The organism is Lysobacter sp. FW306-1B-D06B, assembly GCF_038446665.1.
Lineage (GTDB): Bacteria > Pseudomonadota > Gammaproteobacteria > Xanthomonadales > Xanthomonadaceae > Lysobacter_J.
In genome coordinates this window covers 3,147,887-3,164,801 of record NZ_CP151802.1, presented here as the reverse complement: position 1 = coordinate 3,164,801, position 16,915 = coordinate 3,147,887, and the positions used below count along the sequence as shown (strand labels likewise).

Genomic DNA, 16,915 nt, shown 5'->3' with positions numbered 1-16,915 from the left:
CCGCTTGTACCGTCCGGCGGCGGCACCATCTGGGAAGCAGTTACGGCGCCGTCGCATCATGCTGAATCCACACTTCGACAACACCTTCGTTCGAGACCTCCCCGGCGATCCCGACCTCGCACCCGGCGTGCGCCAGGTGCACGGCGCCGCGTACTCGCGCGTGGAGCCCACGCCGGTGGCGCAGCCGCGCCTGCTCGCGTATTCGGCGGACATGGCGCGGCGGCTGGGCTTCAGCGACGCCGACGTCGCCTCGCCCGAATTCGCCCGCGTCTTCGGCGGCAACGCGCTGTTGCCGGGCATGCAGCCGTTCGCGGCCAACTACGGCGGCCACCAGTTCGGCCAGTGGGCGGGGCAACTGGGCGACGGCCGTGCGATCACGCTGGGCGAGATGATCAATGCGGCCGGCGAACGCTGGGAGCTGCAACTCAAGGGCGCCGGGCCCACCCCGTACTCGCGCAGCGCCGACGGCCGCGCGGTGCTGCGCTCCTCGATCCGCGAGTTCCTGTGCAGCGAGGCGATGTACCACCTCGGCGTGCCGACCACGCGCGCGCTGAGCCTGGTCGGCACCGGCGAGTGGGTCGAGCGGGACATGTTCTACGACGGCCACCCGCAACTGGAGCCCGGTGCGGTGGTGTGCCGCGTCGCGCCCTCGTTCATCCGCTTCGGCAATTTCGAATTGCCGGCCTCGCGCAACGACACCGAACTGCTGCGCAAGCTGGCCGACTTCTGCATCCGCCGCGACTTCCCGGAGCTTCGCAGCCTCGGCCGTGGGCAGCCGGTGTATGCCGAATGGTTCGCGCAGGTGTGCGAACGCACGGCGCGGTTGATGGCGCACTGGATCCGCGTGGGCTTCGTGCACGGCGTGATGAACACCGACAACATGTCGATCCTCGGCCTGACCATCGACTACGGTCCCTACGGCTGGATCGACAACTTCGATCCCGGCTGGACGCCCAACACCACCGATCGCCACCAGCGCCGCTATCGATTCGGCCAGCAGCCGCAGGTGGCGTACTGGAACCTCGGGCGGCTGGCGGGTTCGCTCTCGCTGCTGTTCGACGACACCGAGCCGTTGCAGGCCGGCCTGCGCCGCTTCGTCTCCACCTACCTGGAATGCGACCGCGAGAACACCGCGCGCAAGCTCGGGCTGGACGCCTGTCGCGAAGAGGACACCGCGCTGATGCAGCAGTTGCAGGACCTGCTGACCGAGGGCGAGATCGACATGACGCTGTTCTTCCGCGGGCTGGCCGATATCGATCCGAAGTCGCCGGATCTCGCGCCCCTGGACGACGCCTTCTACGACGCCGCGCGCCGCGAGGCGGTGGAGCCGGCGTTGCGCGAATGGCTGCGGCTCTACGCCGTGCGCCTGGATGCGCAGGACCTGACGCCGCATGCGCGGCGCTCGCGCATGAACGCCGCCAACCCGCGCTACGTGCTGCGCAACTACCTCGCGCAGGAAGCGATCGATCGCGCGACCGAAGGCGACATCGGCGGCGTGACCGAGCTGCTGGAGGTCATGCGCCGCCCCTACGACGACCAGCCCGGCCACGAGGCCTACGCACGCCGCCGGCCTGACTGGGCGCGCGAACGCGCCGGCTGCTCGATGCTGTCCTGCAGTTCCTGACACCGCCTACACGCGGGCCGCGCATGATGCCGCCGCAGGGGCATCGTGGAGGTGCGCCATGGGCAATTCGAGGGTTGGGACCATCGCCGCCGGGCGGGCGAGGGCAGGCGGGCTTCGTGCCGTGGCGATCGCGCTGATGGCGTGCGTCGCGGTCGGCTTCATGGCGACGGCGTTCGCCCAGGTGCAGGGTCGCATCGTCGGCACGTTGCAGCGCCATGATCCCAAGCAGCACCGCATCGTGCTCAGCCAGGACGCGCGCACCGGCAGCGAACTGGGGCAGGGCGCGCCGATCAACCTGTACTACGACGAGGCGAAGGCGGCGGCCGATCGCGCGACGCGACCGAAGCTGCAGCCCGGCGACCGCCTGCTGCTGAACACGGTGACCACCGGCAACCGCATCGAGGCCACGTCCGTGCGGCGCCTGCCCGACACCACGCCGGGGCAGGGCTGGGGCCAGTACCTGCACGGCACCATCGGCGAGATCGTGCCGCGCACCGGCGTGCTGCTGATCGATCAGGACCAAAGCCGCATCCGCAATCGCATCGGCTTCGACGCGCAGACGCAGGTTTTCGCGCTGGACGGCAGCCCGATGCGGTTCGACCAGCTCAAGGCCGGCGACGAAGTCGACCTGGCCTTCCGCATGCAGGGCCGCCTGCGCACGGCGACGCGGATCGTGGTGCTGCCGCCACCTGGCGGCTGAGCGGGCTCAGGGCCAGCGATCCAGGATCGCCGGCTCCACGTCCACGCGACGGCACGCGCGCGGCGCGACGCCGTCGCTGAGCGCGATGCGGAACAGCGGCGCGATCGCGCGCAACGTGCCTGCGGCGACGCGGGCGCGGGTGCGTTGCGCCGTGCCCAGCGACAGTCGCTGCACTGCCCAGTGCGGCAGCAGCGCCGCGCCCGCGCCGAGGAACAGCTCACGCGACAGCCCCGCCGCCGGCACCGGCAGACGGATGTGCGCGAGCACGTCGAGCACTTCGCGCGAGCGTTCGTCGAATCCCAGCCCGTCCTGCACCTGGGCGAAGTAATCGCGCACCTGGGCTTCCGAAGCGGGCACGTCGCGTGCGCCCAGCGCTTCGGCGATGCGGCGGACTTCGTCGTAGTACGCATCGGCGGCTCCGACGGGCAGCGCCAGCGGCGAATAGCGGCGGAAGCCTTCCAGGAAGCCGAAGCTCTCCGTGACATGCACCCAGGTCAGCAGCGCGGGATCGTCGGCGCGGTATGCGCGGCCGTCGGGCGTGACGCCGTGCACCTGCGCGTGGATGCCGGCGACGCGGTCGATCAGTTTCTGCGCTTCGGGGCGCGACGCGTACGTCGTGCCCGCGACGAAGTTGGTGGTGCGACGCAGGCGGCCGACCAGGTCGGTGCGGAAGTTGGAATGGTCGTACACGCCGGCCAGCGCGAGCGGGTGCAGCGTCTGCAGCATCAGCGCGCACAGCCCGCCGGCGAGCATGCCGGGGAAATCCGCGTGCACGCGCCAGGTGACGCTGTCCGGGCCGAACAGGCCGGGATCGCCGGGCGGGCGGTCGTAGTCGATGCCGCTCTGCCCGCGCGGGAACGCGGACAGCACCCAGTGGCGGATGCGTTGGGCGGCGAGGGCGCGCAGGGGCGGCATGGGGCGATGATCCCATGCGCTCGAGCCCCTCTCCCGCTCGCGGGAGAGGGGTTGGGGTGAGGGCAAGCCGGTAGAATGCCCGCATGCCCCTGATCACCCTGAACAACGTCGACTACGGCGTCGGCGGCCCCTTGCTGCTGGACGACGTCGTCCTGTCCATCGAACCCGGCGAGCGCATCGCGCTGATCGGCCGCAACGGCGCCGGCAAGTCCACGCTGATGCGCCTGATCGCCGAGGAAATCCACCCCGACGACGGCGAGATCCGCCGCGAAGGCGGCGTTCGCGTCGCCCGTCTTGAACAGGAAGTGCCGCACGGCGCCGACGGCGACGTCTGGGACGTGGTCGCCGGCGGCCTGGGCGAACTGGGCGCCTGGCTGGCGCAGTTCCACCATCTCAGCCACGCCGAACACGTCGACACCGACGCGCTGGCGAAAGTGCAGCAGAAGATCGAGGATGCGCAGGGCTGGTCGCTGGACCAGCGCGTGACCGAGACGTTGCAGAAACTGGACCTGGACGGCGACGCCGTGTTCGCGCGCCTGTCGGGCGGCATGAAGCGCCGCGTGCTGCTGGCGCGCGCGCTGGTGTCCGCGCCGGACGTGCTGCTGCTGGACGAGCCGACCAACCACCTGGACATCGAGGCCATCGACTGGCTCGAAAGCTTCCTCAAGGGCTGGCAAGGCGCGCTGGTGTTCGTCACCCACGACCGCCGCTTCCTGCGTTCGCTGGCCACGCGCATCGTCGAGATCGACCGCGGCCAGGTGACCAGCTGGCCCGGCGACTGGGACAACTACCTGCGCCGCCGCGAGGAACGCCTCAACGCCGAAGCGCAGGAAAACGCACGCTTCGACAAGATGCTGGCGCAGGAGGAAGTCTGGATCCGGCAGGGCATCAAAGCCCGCCGCACGCGCGACGAAGGCCGCGTGCGCCGCCTCAAGGCGATGCGCGTGGAGCGCTCGCAGCGACGCGACCTGACCGGCAACGTGAAGATGGACTTCGCCCAGAGCGAGAGTTCCGGCAAGAAGGTCGTCGAAGCCAAGGACCTGAACTTCGCCTACGGGGAGCGCGCGCTCATCCGCGACCTGTCCACCACCATCTTCCGCGGCGACCGCATCGGCCTGATCGGCCCCAACGGCAGCGGCAAGACCACGCTCATCAAGCTGCTGCTGGGCGAGCTGAAGCCCGATTCGGGCGAAGTGAAGCTGGGCAGCAACCTGCAGGTCGCGTACTTCGACCAGTACCGCGCCACGCTGCGCGAGGACTGGAACGCGCTGGAGAACGTGGCCGAGGGCCGCGAGTTCGTCGAGGTCGGCGGCAAGTCCAAGCACGTGATCGGGTATCTCCAGGATTTCCTGTTCACGCCCGAACGTGCGCGCGCGCCGATCACCCGCCTCTCCGGCGGCGAGCGCAACCGCCTGCTGCTGGCCAAGCTGTTCGCGCAACCGTCCAACCTGCTGGTAATGGACGAACCGACCAACGACCTGGACGTCGAAACGCTGGAACTGCTGGAAGAACTGTTGGCCGACTACCCCGGTACGCTGCTCCTGGTCAGCCACGATCGCGATTTCCTCGACAACGTGGTGACCTCCACGCTGGTGATGGAAGGCGACGGTCGCGTCGGCGAATACGTCGGCGGTTACACCGACTGGCTGCGCCAGCGTCCGGTGAAGTCCGTGCCGTTGGTTGCGACGAAACCCGTCGCGGCCGCCGCGTCTTCGCCCGCGCCCGCCGCGAAGAAGAAGCTGAGTTACAAGGACGCGCGCGAGCTGGAGCAGCTGCCGGCGCGCATCGAAGCACTGGAAACGCGCGTCGCCGAACTCACCGCGCAGATGAACGAGCCCGCGTTCTACCAGCGCGACGCGGCGGCGATCACCGCGCACACGGACCTGATGGCGAAGACGCAGGCTGAACTCGACGCCGCGTACGAGCGGTGGAACGAGCTGGAAGGCTGAGGCTCCGTTCCGCCTCGCAACCGCCGCCATGGTCGCCCCTCTCCCCTTGCGGGAGAGGGGCAGGCTCGCGAAGCGAGTCAGGGAGAGGGGTAGGGCTGCTTGAAGTGCGCTTCGCGCGCCACCCCTCTTCCGGCGCTTCGCGCCACCTTCTCAGCTCTGCACTCCCTTTGGTCGCCTCAAGGGGAGAAGGGAGGCAGGAGCTCTCCGTCTCACCCCACGAGACACCCCCAACGCAAACTCGCGCGATGCCGCGCGCCATCCCCCAAACCGACCTCTTCGCGCCGCCGCCCGACCTCGGCCCGCGCACGCTGATCAAGGACGGCGAAGGCGGGATGCGCTACTGGCCCGACTTCATCCCGCCCGCGCTCGCAGCACACTGGTTCGACGAGCTGCGCGACACCGTCGCCTGGGAAGCGCAGCGCCGGCCCATGTACGACCGCATCGTCGACGTGCCGCGCCTGGTGGCGTCCTACCGTTTCGACGATGACGGCGTTCCCGCGCCGCTGGTCGAGGCGCGCATGCGCTTGCGCGAGCACCTGCGCGAACCCTTCAACGCCGTCGGTCTGAACTTCTACCGCGACGGTCACGACAGCGTCGCCCCGCACGGCGACAAGCTGCACATGCTCGTGCCGCGTCATCCGATCGCGCTGCTCTCGCTGGGCGCCGCGCGGCGCATGACGATCCGCGCGAAGGCGCCCCATCGCGAGGTCGTGCACCTCGACCTGGAGCCCGGCAGCCTGCTGGTGATGAGCCATGCCTCGCAGCTCACCCACGAGCACGGCATTCCGAAGACGCGCGAACCGGTCGGCCCGCGCATCAGCCTCGCGTATCGCTTGCGGCCGCCGAAGGCGGCGCGCTGAAGGTCTATTCCAGCCGCACCGGCAGATCACGGCCCGCGACGGCGACGTTGCCGCTGAAATCCTGCGCGGTGATGCGCAGCACGTAGTCGCCGGCCGGCAGTTCCGACGGCTGCCATGCGCCGGTGGCGAGTTGCCCGTCGCGCACGGTGTTGGTCACCAGGTATTGGAAACGGGTGATCGCGCTGCCGTGCACGGTGATGCCGCTGCCCGGACCGTAAGCCACCATGACGGCTTCGGGTTCGGCCGGCATGCGGTTGAATTCGATGTTCATGCGCGGCTGCTCGTAGCCGGGCAGCGGCGCGCCGTTCGCGTCGAGCCACTGGTAGCCCAGCGCGTGCAGTCCCAGCCGGCGGCGCGGCAGGTTGCGGTCCACCTGGTCCCAGGCATCCACCGCGATCTGCACCTGCGGTGTAGCGCGCGGCAGGACGATGTGGCCCTCGCGCCTGGTCGCCAGCGGTTGCAGCTGCGCATCGAGCAGTTCGATCCGGTCGATGCGCGGCGCCCAATGGTCGGCGTAATTCACGAAGCCCAGCGCGATCGCGTTGCGCTCGTACCCGCTGGCGCCGACGCTGAGGTGCACGTGCGCCATCGCGTTGATCGTGCCCAGCACGTCGCCGGCGTGGAAGCGCGTGCCGCGCCGCACGCGGATGCGTTCGGGCTTGCCGTCCTCGCCGTCGATGCGCACGAAGCGCGCCGGATCCAGCACCTCGCCGCGCGGCGTGCGGCCCACGCGCATGTGGATGTAACCGAGCGTGTCGATGGCCATGCCTTCGCCCAGCTCGCCGAAGCCCCATGCGCCGTGCGGACTACTGACCTTGCCGTCGGCGATGGCGACGACCTCCTGGCCCACGTCGCCGCGGATGTCGAGCCCGCTGTGCAGGTGGTCGCGGTTTTCCTTCTTGTAGTTGCCGCGCACTTCGCCCAGCGTGCCGACCACTTCGTGCCAGCCGTCCTGCGGCCGCAGCGGCCAGCGGCCCTGCGTGGCGGGCAGCGGATCGGCGGGCGAGGGGCCGACGACCTGCGGCGCATCGGGCGCGGCGGTGGAAGCCGGATCGACGCGGTGGATGCGATGACTGTTGGCATCGGCGACGAACAGCACCCCGTCCGCGTCCACCGCCAGGCCCGCCGCGCGCGCGAGGTGCTGCGCCTGCGTCTGGCCGGTGACGGTGCTGGTACGTCCGTCGCGCGCGATCTGCACGATGTCGCCGCGGTACATCTCGCCGACGTAGAGCACGCCGTCGTGCGTCAGCGCCAGGCTCAGCGGACGGTGCACGGTCGGGCGTTCGTCCTCGGGCCGGGCGCGCGCGATCGTGCTGACCTCGCCGCGCGGCGTGATTCGGCGGATCGCGTTGTTGCGCAGGTCGGCCACCCAGACGCGGTCCATCGCATCCACCGCCACGCCGGTGGGCGTGTCGAACCGCGCCATCGCGCCCGGGCCATCGGCATCGCCCGGGCGCTCGCCGCCGGCCAGCGTGCTCACCGTGCCGTCGCGCGCGATGACGCGGATGCGGTCGTTGTAGGTATCGGCCACGTAGAGCCGGCCGTCGCCGCCGACGGCCACGCCGATCGGCCCGTCGAAACGCGCCTGCCTGCCGACGCCATCGCGGAAACCGGCCACGCCATCGCCCGCGACCGTGCTGACGACGCCCGCGGGCGTGATCTTGCGGATCGCGTGGTTGCCGGTGTCGGCCACGAAGAGATTGCCGTCGCGATCCAGCGCGAGGCCCGACGGTGTGTTGAACATCGCCGCCGTGCCGGCGCCGTCGGCGAAGCCTTCGCCGGAGCCGGCCAGCGTCGCGACGGTGCCGTCCGGACGGATCGCGCGGATGCGGTTGTTGTCGCCCGCATCGGCCACGTACACGGTGCCGTCGTCGGCGCGCGCCACGCCCCAGGGATCGTCGAAACGCGCCTGCGCCGCGGCGCCATCGCGCAGGCCGCCCACGCCGTCGCCCGCGAGCAGGTCGAGGCGTCCGCTCCATCCGATCGGCGTCGGCGCCGGGCCCAGCGCGACCTGCGCCACGGGCGAGCGCGGCTCGAACAGGTACGTCGCGGCGAGCGCGCCGCCGGTGAGGACGACGGCGAGCATCAGCCAGGTCTTGCGGGTCATGCGCTTCCTTGTTCGCGATTCACGGACGTGGCGATTATGCCCATCCATCGCGCCGGGCTGCCGCGCGCGTGCGCGAGGCGCGACAATGTGCGCACACGCGCAACGTCCTGCGCGCAGTGGATGCATGCATGCAGCAGATGGGATTGGGATTCGACGCGACGCCGGCGGGCGAACTGCACCGGCTGTTCTTCGCCCTGTGGCCGGACGACGCGTTGCGCGCGCGCATCGCCGCCACCGCCGGCGCGCTCGTGCAGGCGCACGCGCCGGGCGGTCGCGCGCTCAAGCCGGATCGCTACCACGTCACGTTGCAGTTCCTGGGCGATTTCCGCCCGCTCCCGGAAACGCTGCTGGCGTCCGCGCGCGCGGCCGCCGATTCGGTGCGTGCGGCGGCGTTCGAATTGCCGCTGGACCAGCTGGGCAGTTTCCGCGGCAGCGATGTGTGGTGGCTGGGCTCGCAGGAGACGCCCGAAGGACTGCGTCGCCTGTGGGACGCACTCGGTCGTGCGCTGGCGCAGCAGCGTGTGCCGGTGAAGTCCGCGGCGAGTTTCGTCCCGCACCTGACGATCCAGCGCGACGTGCGCCGCCACCTCGCGCCCACGCCGGTGCCGGCGCTGTCGTGGCCGGTGCGCGAGTTCGTGCTGATCGACAGCCAGCCCGGACGCGGCACGCCTTACGACGTCGTCGGTCGCTGGTCGCTGGACTGAGGCTCAGTGCCGCAGCGCGATGTCCGGCCGCCGGTCGATGCTGCCGTCCTCGCGCACCACCACGTAGTCGCGCGCGGTGGCGAACAGCACCGGCAGCGGATGCTCCAGCGGCGTGCGCACGAAGGCCAGGTGCCAACCGTAGCGCTCGCAGGCTTCGAGCATTTCCCGCTGCGGCGCGGTCAGGCCCATGCGCCGCGCAACGCGGATTGCGGAACACGGCGTCCGTCTATCGCCCATGACACACCCCCTGCCATTCTTCCGCCCCTCATCCAGTCCAACGCGAAAGCGGGCGCAGAATAGGACGCGAACCGTCGTCCCCGGAGCCGCCGCATGCCCACCGTCGATCCGCGCGTGGATGCCTACATCGCCAAGTCGGCGGAGTTCGCCCGGCCGCTGCTCGCGCAGGTGCGCGAGGCGGTCCATGCGGCGTGCCCGGAGGCGGAGGAAACGCTGAAGTGGGGCATGCCCAGCTTCACCTGGCGCGGCAGGATCCTGTGCGGCATGGCGGCCTTCAAGCAGCACATGACGCTGTGGTTCTGGAACGGCGAGGCGATCGTCGGCGACACCGGCAAGGGCGAGGCGATGGGGCAGTTCGGCCGCATCACCCAGAAGGCCGACCTGCCGGGCAAGCGTGAACTGGGCGGCTACGTGAAGCGGGCGATGGCGCTGATCGAAAGCGGCGTCCGCCGCGCACCGGCGAAGAAGGCGGTGCCGAAGGCGGAGGCGGATGTTCCCGACGATCTTGCCGCCGGCTTGCGCGGCAATGCGAAGGCGCGGGCGACGTTCGAGGGTTTCGCGCCGAGCTACCGGCGCGATTACATCGAGTGGATCGTCGAGGCCAAGCGCGAGGACACGCGGCAGCGACGGCTGGCGCAGACGCTGGAATGGCTGGCGGATGGGAAGTCGCGGAACTGGAAGTACATGAAGTAGCTGGCGGCTAGGTTCACTGCAAGCAGGCGGGTGTTTCTCCCTCCCGTGCTTGCAGGGGTGAGGAAGGATGTTGCGCGGCATGGCGCGCATCCCGACGAACGCCATCGGGCTGCGGGGTTGGGGAGGGGTAGCGAAGCCGCAACGCGGCGAGCTGGGCTTTGATTCGGTGCCACTTCGAGCTTGGCGCTATCGCGCCTCACAACCCCTTCCCAACCTCCCCCTGCGAGCAGGGGGAGGGGCCAAGAGCGGCCGCTACCGTAACGGCTCCACCTGCGCCGCCCACTCCAGCGCCGCATCGTGCTCCGCGGGCTCGAACGCGCGGATCTCGGTGTTCGGAAAGAAATGTCCCGCGAACTCCGAAATCCGCGCCAGCCACTCCTTGTCGGTGACGATCGCCCCGCGCGCGAAGCGGCGGTACTCGCCGAACTTGCTCAGCGAGTAGCGAAGGTCCTTGGCCATCGCTTCGGGCGTGATACCGGTGAAGCCGGTCATGTCGCAGTAGATGCCGATGCGTTCGTGCAGGCGCAGGCGGCTTTCCAGGTCCGCGATGCAGCGGTCGTAGTCGGCGCCGTCCAGCGTGCCGCTGAAACGGTAGGCGCCGACGTGCGACGGCGATGGCAGTAGATCGATCATGGCGATGCCCGTGTGCTGGTCTCGCGCCACAGCGTGCGTGGCGCGGGGTTCACGGGGCGTCAAATCGCCGTGTGCCTCAGCGTTCTTCGATCAGGAACGCGCCGCAGCCGGTGTAGTTCTTGCCGCCGGCCTGCAGCCGGGCGGTGACGTCGAACCGGGCGCCGCTGTCGTCCTGGCAGGGCGTGCGTTCGGCCTTGAGTTCCACTTGCGTGCCGCTGGCGGTCTTGCCGGTCCAGGCGTCGCCCTGTGCGTTGCGCTGCGTTTGGGCGATGTCGAGCGTGCGCGAGCCGAAGTCGAGTTCGGCATGCAGCGGCGGTGTCGCGCCTTTGCCGACTTCCACCAGCCAGCCCGGTTCGTTGCCGACCGCGCGGAAGGCGATGTTGCGTGCGCGCGCCGCATCCCAGGGCGACGCGGCCTGGGTTTGCGTGCATTCGTGCTTCTGCCCATCGAGCGTGAGCGTGCCGCTGTCGCCCTTGGTCCAGAACTCGTTGCCCTTTTCGTCGGCGTATCGCGCGCCGGAGCCGGACATCGCCAACGGCAACGAGGTGCTGCGCCCGCCATGGGACAACGTCACGCGCTTGGCGGCGTTGTCGAACGTCGCGCCCACGCGCAGGTCGCCGCACTGCCAGTTTGTCGCGATGGTCTGCGATGCGTCGGCGGGCGCGGCGGGTTTGCCGGAACGCGAGGCGGAGACCATCAGGATCTCCACCGGTGTGTTCGCGGCCGGGTCGAACGGCACGCGCGTGTCGCTGACGAAGACCGGCTTGCCATCGGCGTCGTTCAGCGAGGCGTGCAGGCCGTACTGCCCGTTGGGCCGCAGCTTCGATGCATCGAACGGCAGGGCGAAGGCGAACGGCGGGCCGGCGACGTCCTTCAAGGTCGTTTCGGCGATGACCGCCTGCGAGGTGTCGGCGAGCAGGTTGTCGAGCAGCTGCACGCGCAGGCTTGCGCCGGGCGGCGGCATGATGCGCTCGCGATAGGTCGCGGTGCCGGTGACGGCGTGCGCGCCTTGCGCCGCCGGCGCAGTGGGCGTGTCGGCGGCCGGTGTGGCGGGCGCGGCCGCATGGTCGGTCGTTCGCGGCTGGCAGGCGACAAGCACCGTCGCGGCGGCGAGTACCGCGATGCAGGGCAGGGAGGTCTTGAACGCGGTCATGGCACGTCTCCGTCGGAACGGGCGCAGCCTAGCGGTGCGCCCGTCGCGGCTGTGTCAGCGCGGCGCGCGCTCCACGCGCACCACCGGGTAACGGCGGTACTGCGAATCCCAGGAGGAATGCCGGCGCGCGAAGAACTCCAGCCGCTGCTGCGGGCTGGCGGCGAAATCGGCGTCGTCCTTCAGGCGCTGCTCGAAGGCGGCCTTCACCTTGGGATCCTTCAGCATCTCGCGCGCGACCTCTTCGGCGACGTAGTCCTCCATGTACTCCTTGCGCTCGAAGTAGTTGTTGAACTCGCCCCATGCCACGAGCGCATCCGGCGCCTGCGGTTCCAGCAACGCGATCACCAGTCGCGCCTTGGGCTGGTCGATCGGCACGAACAGCGCGCCGGCACCGATGTCCTGCGTTTCCGGCGACCACCTGCCTTCCAGCGTGATGCGCTGGTGGCCTTCGACCGACTGCGCGGCGGGCGTGGCCTTGTCGGCGCGGAAGGCCTCGACCTTCACCGATGCCAGCGCGGTGCCCAGGCGGCGGTACTGCACGCCGTGCTGGTCGAGTTTGGCGCCGACCCAGGCCGCGTGCGCGGCCGGCACGATGTAGCCGGCGGCCGGTGCGGCGACGACGTGCGCGGGCACCAGCTCATCGCGCATCGGCAGGTGCCAGATCTGCGGCTTGGTTTCGTCGTAATGCGTCATCGGCGCGCCGGACACGTCCGACGGCGTGCGCGTGTATTCGTAGCCGCGGAAGTCGATCGTGCGCACCTTGTCGGTGGCCTTGTAGTCCAGCGCGACCGGCTTGCCGGCGAGCTGGCGGGCGCGGGCGTCGGCGGCGTTCGCCTGCGCCTGCCACTGCGCGCCGTTCGCGGCGAGCAGGTCCAGCAGCGCCACGATGGTGTTGCGCGTGACGTTCACGCGGTGCGGATAGTCGCGCCACGAGTGCGTTTCCACCAGCATGCCCAGGCGATTGCGCAGCTGGAAATAACCGTGCGAGAAGCGCGGCGTGGCGACGCCGTCCTCGAAGCCGGACTCGGGTTCGTCGTTGCGCACGAAGGACGGATAGAACGGCAGCGGCAGCGAGCCTTCCGCCGCCAAGCGCGCGATCACGCCGTCGCGCAGTGCGGTACCGGCCTGGCGCAGCGCGTCGTCGCCGCTGTGCACGGGTTCGACCTGGATGGAGACGTCGTGTTCGAACTTGGCGCCGTCGGTGACGTGCAGGTCGACGTAGGCCAGCGGGTCCCACGCATTGACCAGACGCAGCATCGCCTGCATCTCGGGCGTGTCGGCCTTCACGTAGTCGCGGTTGAGGTTGTAGTTCTGCGCGGTGGTGCGCCAGCCCATTTCCTCCGGACCGCGCTGGTTGGGACGGTTCCAGGCGGCGAAGCGCTCGTGGCCGTCGACGTTGAACACCGGCACGAACAGCAGCACCTGCCTGTCGAGCGCGCCCGGAGCGGCCTCGCCCTCGAGTGTCTGGCGCAGCGCGAGGAAGCCCGCGTCCTTGCCGTCGATCTCGCCGGCGTGGATGCCGCCCTGGATCAGCATCACCGGCAGGCCCTTGGCCTTCGCCTCCTGCGGCGTGAACGCGCCGGCCTTGGACACCACCAGCACCTTCATCGGCCGGCCTTCGGGCGTGGTGCCGAAGTCCTGGCAGCGCACCGCCTGCGGATAGCGCCTGGCGAAGGCCTCGCACAGCGCGATCACCTCGTCGTAGCGGCCGGTCTTCGTGAAGCCGCTGCGTTCGGACACGGTGGTCAGCGCGGCCTCCGGCGCGGCGGCGGCCGCGGGCAGTGCGGCGAGCAGGGCGGCAACGAGCGGGGCGACAAGCAGCGTGCGGGTCATCGTGCGGCGTCTCGATTCGGAAACGCCGCATGGTAGCCGAGGCGGCAACCCCGCCTTTGTCCTCAACGGTCACATTGCTGCCAAGGCGTGTCAGCAGTCCGTCGAGCCATCGCGAGGTGATGCAGCCCCTCTCCCACTTGCGGGAGAGGGGGTGGGGGCAGGCGAACGCAGCGGTGCCATCGCCCTCATCCGCCTGCCGGCACCTTCTCCCGAAAACGGGAGGAGGGCATCCTTCGGTAGGGCATTACAGCGAACAGAACGTCGCGTAGTGATCCGAAGTGAAGTAACGCGCCTCGATGATCGGCTTGCGCTGGCCTTCAGTGACCAGGAAGACGACACGGTTGCGGCCCGGCGGATCGGCCTGCGGGTGCTGCGCGCGTCCGGCGCGGTACGCCTGTCCGCGACCGGCCGCCGGCAGCCGGCCTTCGTTGTTGGCGAAGGCCTCGACGTTGGCGGCCCGGCAGTCGGCGGCGCCCGCATCGGTGGTGATGCAGTAGGCGAGGTTGCGCTCGGCTTCGCGCACGAAGGTGGGCAGTCGCCCGCATTCGGGCACCTTGGCCTGGACGGTCATGGCAGCCAGCAACAACGGCAGCACGGCGAGCGCCGCACGCGTGTGGGTCGTGTTCATTGCACACTCCTTTGCGATGACGCGATCGCAATGGCGCGATCGCGTTGGGGATGTCAGTTGAGGTTGATGCCGGCTTCGGCATCGACGGCGCGGGTCTGGCCTGGCCACACGCCGTACAGGTCGACGTGGCGGATGCCCGTGATCCATTCGCCGCGCGGGTTCGGCCAGTGGAAGCTCTTCTTCTCGTTCGAGCCGATGCAGACGAACTCGAGGTTGAGGTCGATGTTGGTCGCATCCAGCGGGATCGCACCGAAGGTGGCGGTGAGGCCGCCGGAGACGCTGGTGTTCTGCGTCTGGTGACCGGTGGAGCAGTCGTAGGCGAGGGTGGCCTTCACCACGTACGTGCCGCCGTGGTTGTTGCGCAGCACGAGCTGGTAGGAGCCGATGTTGGTGATCCAGCGCGGCAGCAGCAGATTGCCGTCGAAGGACGCGAAGCTGAAGGCGATCGGCGCCGTGCCCGCGGCGACCTTGCCCGGATCGGCCGGCCACAAGTGCTTGTCGGTGCTCTTGGTCGAATTGGCGCTGACGTAGGAGCCCTGGCCCTTGGCCTGGCCGAGCAACTCGTTCACGCCCGACACGCTGCCCACCAGCGAGAAGGTGTTGTCGTCGGCCTGCGAGGCCACGTTGAGGCCGCTGCGCGCGTAGACCACGTTGGTGATCACGCCGAACCCCTGCGAGATGCCGCGGTTGCTCGCCATGCCGCACTGCTGCGCCTGCGTGTTGAGCCAGGCGTACTGCGCGTTGAGGACGGTGTCGATGTTGTTGATCAGCGTGGTGGAGTCCAGCGCGCACTGCGAGACCATGTCGCCGCTCTTGCTCATGGTCCAGTCGACCTGCGTGCCGACGGTGATCTTGGTGCCCGTTTCGGGATCGACGGCGGAACCGTCGAGGGAGACCTTGGTTTCCTTGCGCGACACGGAGCTGGTCATCATGTTCCAGTCCGAACTCACCGGGGTCTTGATGGTGCTGGCGGAAGTCAGGCCGTTGAGCTGCTGGCTGACGAGCCGGAACGAGCCGCTGACCGGATCGAGGATGCCGACCGCACCGGGCGTGATGTCGGGGCTCAGGCTCCAGTTGCCCCAATAGGCGGGGTAGGTGCCGCGCACCATCTGCGTGAATTGTGCATTCCAATTGTCCATGGCGAATCTCCTTGTTCTTGCGTGGGGTGATGCGGGTGCATCGCATCCCATTGTTTGGAGTTCGCGGGTGGGGGCAATTACTCCGATTACGTAGGGGTGTATTTGCTTTTCCTTCTCCCCTTGCGGGAGGAGGTGCCCGAAGGGCGGAAGAGGGGACGCGCGAAGTGCGTGCTTCTCTACAGCGGCCCCACCCCTCTCCCTGGCTCGCTTTGCGAGCCTCCCTCTCCCGCAAGGGGAGAGGGGGGACGCTTCGCCATCGCTCGCATTACCCCATCTCCCACACCGCCTGTATCAGCTGCGAAAGACTGATCGCCCCCAGCTTGCGCATCGCGTTCTCGCGATGCTTTTCCACCGTGCGAGGACTCACGTCGAACGCGCGTGCGATCTGCTTGCTGGTGAGCCCGCGCGCCACCGCGTCGGCGACTTCGCGCTCACGCAGGGTCAGCGCCGGCACGGGCATCCGGAAAGTTCCATGCCGGCAGGACGCCGGCCGTCTGTCGCAGCGCATAGGCCGCGAGTTGCGCGGTGCCGGTCAGGCCGAGCTTGGCGCACAGGTTCATCCGATGCTTGCGCACGGTGAACGGACTGATCTTCATCACCCCGGCGATGTCGCGAACGCGCAGATGGTGCGCGGTCAGCCGCAGGACTTCGCGCTCCCTCGCGGTGAGTGCCTCCATGGCGCAGGTCCCTTGCGGTCGCGTCCGGCCTTCGCTGGCCGGATCGTGGTGTGCAAGGGCGCTGCGTTGGTGCATCGCCGACGTCGCCGGCGATCCCCTGCCTGGGGTCCAACGCCGCCGGTGGCCACTGGGGGACAGCGCGGCGCCGCACGCGACGGCATGGCCGGAACGCAAAGCGCCGCGCGTTTCCGCGCGGCGCCAGGCACTGCGATTACGAAGCCCGGGACGTCAGGACTTCACGAACGCCAGCAGATCCTCGTTGAGACGGTCCTTGTGCGTGTCGGTGATGCCGTGCGGGGCCTTCTCGTAGACGATCAGCTTGCTGTCCTTGATCAGCTTGGCCGAAGCGCGTCCCGCGGCGTCGATCGGCACGATCTGGTCGTCGTCGCCGTGGATGATCAGCGTGGGCACGTTGAACTTCTTCAGGTCTTCGGTGAAGTCGGTTTCGGAGAACGCCTTGATGCTGTCGTAGGTGTTCTTGTGGCCGCCGAGCATGCCCTGCATCCACCACGCCTGGATTACGCCCTCCGATGGCTTCGCGCCCGGCCGGTTGTAGCCGAAGAACGGTCCCGACGGAATGTCGAGGAACAATTGCGAGCGGTTGGCGAGGAAGGCCTTGCGGATGTCGTCGAACACCGAGATCGGCAGGCCGCCCGGGTTCGCATCGGTCTTCACCATCAGCGGCGGCACGGCGGACACGAGCGCCGCCTTCTTCACCCGCGCGGTGCCGTGGCGGCCGATGTAACGCGCGACTTCACCACCGCCGGTGGAGAAGCCGATCAGCGTGGCGTCCTTCACGTCGAGCTTGTCGAGCAGCTGCGCGAGGTCGTCGGCGTAATGATCCATGTCATTGCCGTCCCACGGCTGGCTCGAACGGCCGTGGCCGCGGCGGTCGTGGGCGATGCAGCGGAAACCGTTGCTGGCCAGGTGGAACATCTGCGATTCCCAGCTGTCGGCATCGAGCGGCCAGCCGTGGCTGAAGACGACGACCGGGCCGGTGCCCCAGTCCTTGTAGTAGATCTCGACGCCGTCTTTGGTGGTGAAGGTGCTCATGGATTGAATC

General features: G+C 69.3%; 17 protein-coding genes. 6 read left to right on the top strand and 11 right to left on the bottom strand.

Annotation, left to right across the window (positions count from 1 at the left end; genetic code table 11):
• Positions 1 to 58: 58 nt before the first annotated feature.
• On the top strand, positions 59 to 1,624 hold the full coding sequence (locus AAFF32_RS14640) for a YdiU family protein (RefSeq protein WP_216967225.1): 1,566 nt from the start codon (positions 59 to 61) through the stop codon (positions 1,622 to 1,624).
• Between the two features lie 121 nt (positions 1,625 to 1,745).
• Positions 1,746 to 2,324 (top strand): hypothetical protein, encoded by a 579-nt coding sequence (locus AAFF32_RS14635; RefSeq protein WP_342315580.1) that lies wholly within the window; start codon positions 1,746 to 1,748, stop codon positions 2,322 to 2,324.
• Positions 2,325 to 2,330: 6 nt separating this feature from the next.
• Here AAFF32_RS14635 and AAFF32_RS14630 read toward each other — a convergent pair whose 3' ends face one another.
• Positions 2,331 to 3,239 (bottom strand): oxygenase MpaB family protein, encoded by a 909-nt coding sequence (locus AAFF32_RS14630; protein WP_216967228.1) that lies wholly within the window; start codon positions 3,237 to 3,239, stop codon positions 2,331 to 2,333.
• Positions 3,240 to 3,322: 83 nt separating this feature from the next.
• Between AAFF32_RS14630 and AAFF32_RS14625 the strand changes: the two genes are divergently transcribed.
• The gene (locus tag AAFF32_RS14625; protein WP_342315579.1) at positions 3,323 to 5,188 is read left to right on the top strand and encodes an ATP-binding cassette domain-containing protein; all 1,866 of its coding nucleotides are present in this window, start codon (positions 3,323 to 3,325) and stop codon (positions 5,186 to 5,188) included.
• A 332-nt stretch (positions 5,189 to 5,520) separates the two neighbouring features.
• Complete coding sequence (locus tag AAFF32_RS14620; RefSeq protein WP_342317282.1) at positions 5,521 to 6,048, top strand: alpha-ketoglutarate-dependent dioxygenase AlkB; 528 nt, start codon at positions 5,521 to 5,523, stop codon at positions 6,046 to 6,048.
• A 4-nt stretch (positions 6,049 to 6,052) separates the two neighbouring features.
• On the opposite strand, the gene AAFF32_RS14615 is transcribed toward AAFF32_RS14620, so the two are convergent.
• Positions 6,053 to 8,155, bottom strand: a complete 2,103-nt coding sequence (locus AAFF32_RS14615; protein ID WP_342315578.1) for a gluconolaconase — start codon at positions 8,153 to 8,155, stop codon at positions 6,053 to 6,055.
• A gap of 128 nt (positions 8,156 to 8,283) precedes the next feature.
• Here AAFF32_RS14615 and thpR point away from each other — a divergent pair, with 128 nt between their 5' ends.
• Positions 8,284 to 8,859: an RNA 2',3'-cyclic phosphodiesterase gene (gene thpR, locus AAFF32_RS14610; protein WP_342315577.1), complete on the top strand. Its 576-nt coding sequence runs from the start codon at positions 8,284 to 8,286 to the stop codon at positions 8,857 to 8,859.
• 3 nt (positions 8,860 to 8,862) lie between these two features.
• Here the strand turns inward: thpR and AAFF32_RS14605 are convergent, their stop codons facing one another.
• Positions 8,863 to 9,048, bottom strand: coding sequence for a hypothetical protein (locus AAFF32_RS14605; protein WP_254201247.1), 186 nt, complete (start codon positions 9,046 to 9,048; stop codon positions 8,863 to 8,865).
• 141 nt (positions 9,049 to 9,189) lie between these two features.
• Here AAFF32_RS14605 and AAFF32_RS14600 point away from each other — a divergent pair, with 141 nt between their 5' ends.
• On the top strand, positions 9,190 to 9,789 hold the full coding sequence (locus AAFF32_RS14600) for a YdeI/OmpD-associated family protein (RefSeq protein ID WP_342315576.1): 600 nt from the start codon (positions 9,190 to 9,192) through the stop codon (positions 9,787 to 9,789).
• A 252-nt stretch (positions 9,790 to 10,041) separates the two neighbouring features.
• Here the strand turns inward: AAFF32_RS14600 and AAFF32_RS14595 are convergent, their stop codons facing one another.
• The 8 genes from AAFF32_RS14595 to AAFF32_RS14560 all read right to left on the bottom strand — a co-directional run bounded on the left by AAFF32_RS14595 (position 10,042) and on the right by AAFF32_RS14560 (position 16,905).
• Positions 10,042 to 10,422 carry an STAS/SEC14 domain-containing protein gene (locus AAFF32_RS14595; RefSeq protein ID WP_342315575.1) on the bottom strand — a complete coding sequence of 127 codons (381 nt, stop codon included), beginning with the start codon at positions 10,420 to 10,422 and terminating at the stop codon, positions 10,042 to 10,044.
• Positions 10,423 to 10,498: 76 nt separating this feature from the next.
• Complete coding sequence (locus AAFF32_RS14590) at positions 10,499 to 11,575, bottom strand: YbaY family lipoprotein (RefSeq protein ID WP_342315574.1); 1,077 nt, start codon at positions 11,573 to 11,575, stop codon at positions 10,499 to 10,501.
• 54 nt (positions 11,576 to 11,629) lie between these two features.
• Entirely contained in the window at positions 11,630 to 13,408 is a 1,779-nt protein-coding gene (locus AAFF32_RS14585) for a M14 family metallopeptidase (protein ID WP_342315573.1), read from the bottom strand.
• A 244-nt stretch (positions 13,409 to 13,652) separates the two neighbouring features.
• The gene (locus AAFF32_RS14580; protein WP_216967243.1) at positions 13,653 to 14,036 is read right to left on the bottom strand and encodes a ribonuclease domain-containing protein; all 384 of its coding nucleotides are present in this window, start codon (positions 14,034 to 14,036) and stop codon (positions 13,653 to 13,655) included.
• Between the two features lie 53 nt (positions 14,037 to 14,089).
• Positions 14,090 to 15,175 carry a hypothetical protein gene (locus AAFF32_RS14575; RefSeq protein ID WP_216967245.1) on the bottom strand — a complete coding sequence of 362 codons (1,086 nt, stop codon included), beginning with the start codon at positions 15,173 to 15,175 and terminating at the stop codon, positions 14,090 to 14,092.
• Between the two features lie 265 nt (positions 15,176 to 15,440).
• A complete protein-coding gene (locus AAFF32_RS14570) occupies positions 15,441 to 15,629 on the bottom strand; it encodes a LuxR C-terminal-related transcriptional regulator (RefSeq protein ID WP_342315572.1) in 189 nt (62 codons plus the stop codon).
• The gene (locus AAFF32_RS14565) at positions 15,607 to 15,852 is read right to left on the bottom strand and encodes a helix-turn-helix transcriptional regulator (RefSeq protein ID WP_216967249.1); all 246 of its coding nucleotides are present in this window, start codon (positions 15,850 to 15,852) and stop codon (positions 15,607 to 15,609) included. Before AAFF32_RS14565 ends, AAFF32_RS14570 begins: the two co-directional genes overlap by 23 nt.
• Before the next feature lie 228 nt (positions 15,853 to 16,080).
• Positions 16,081 to 16,905, bottom strand: a complete 825-nt coding sequence (locus tag AAFF32_RS14560) for an alpha/beta hydrolase (protein ID WP_342317281.1) — start codon at positions 16,903 to 16,905, stop codon at positions 16,081 to 16,083.
• Positions 16,906 to 16,915 lie beyond the last annotated feature (10 nt).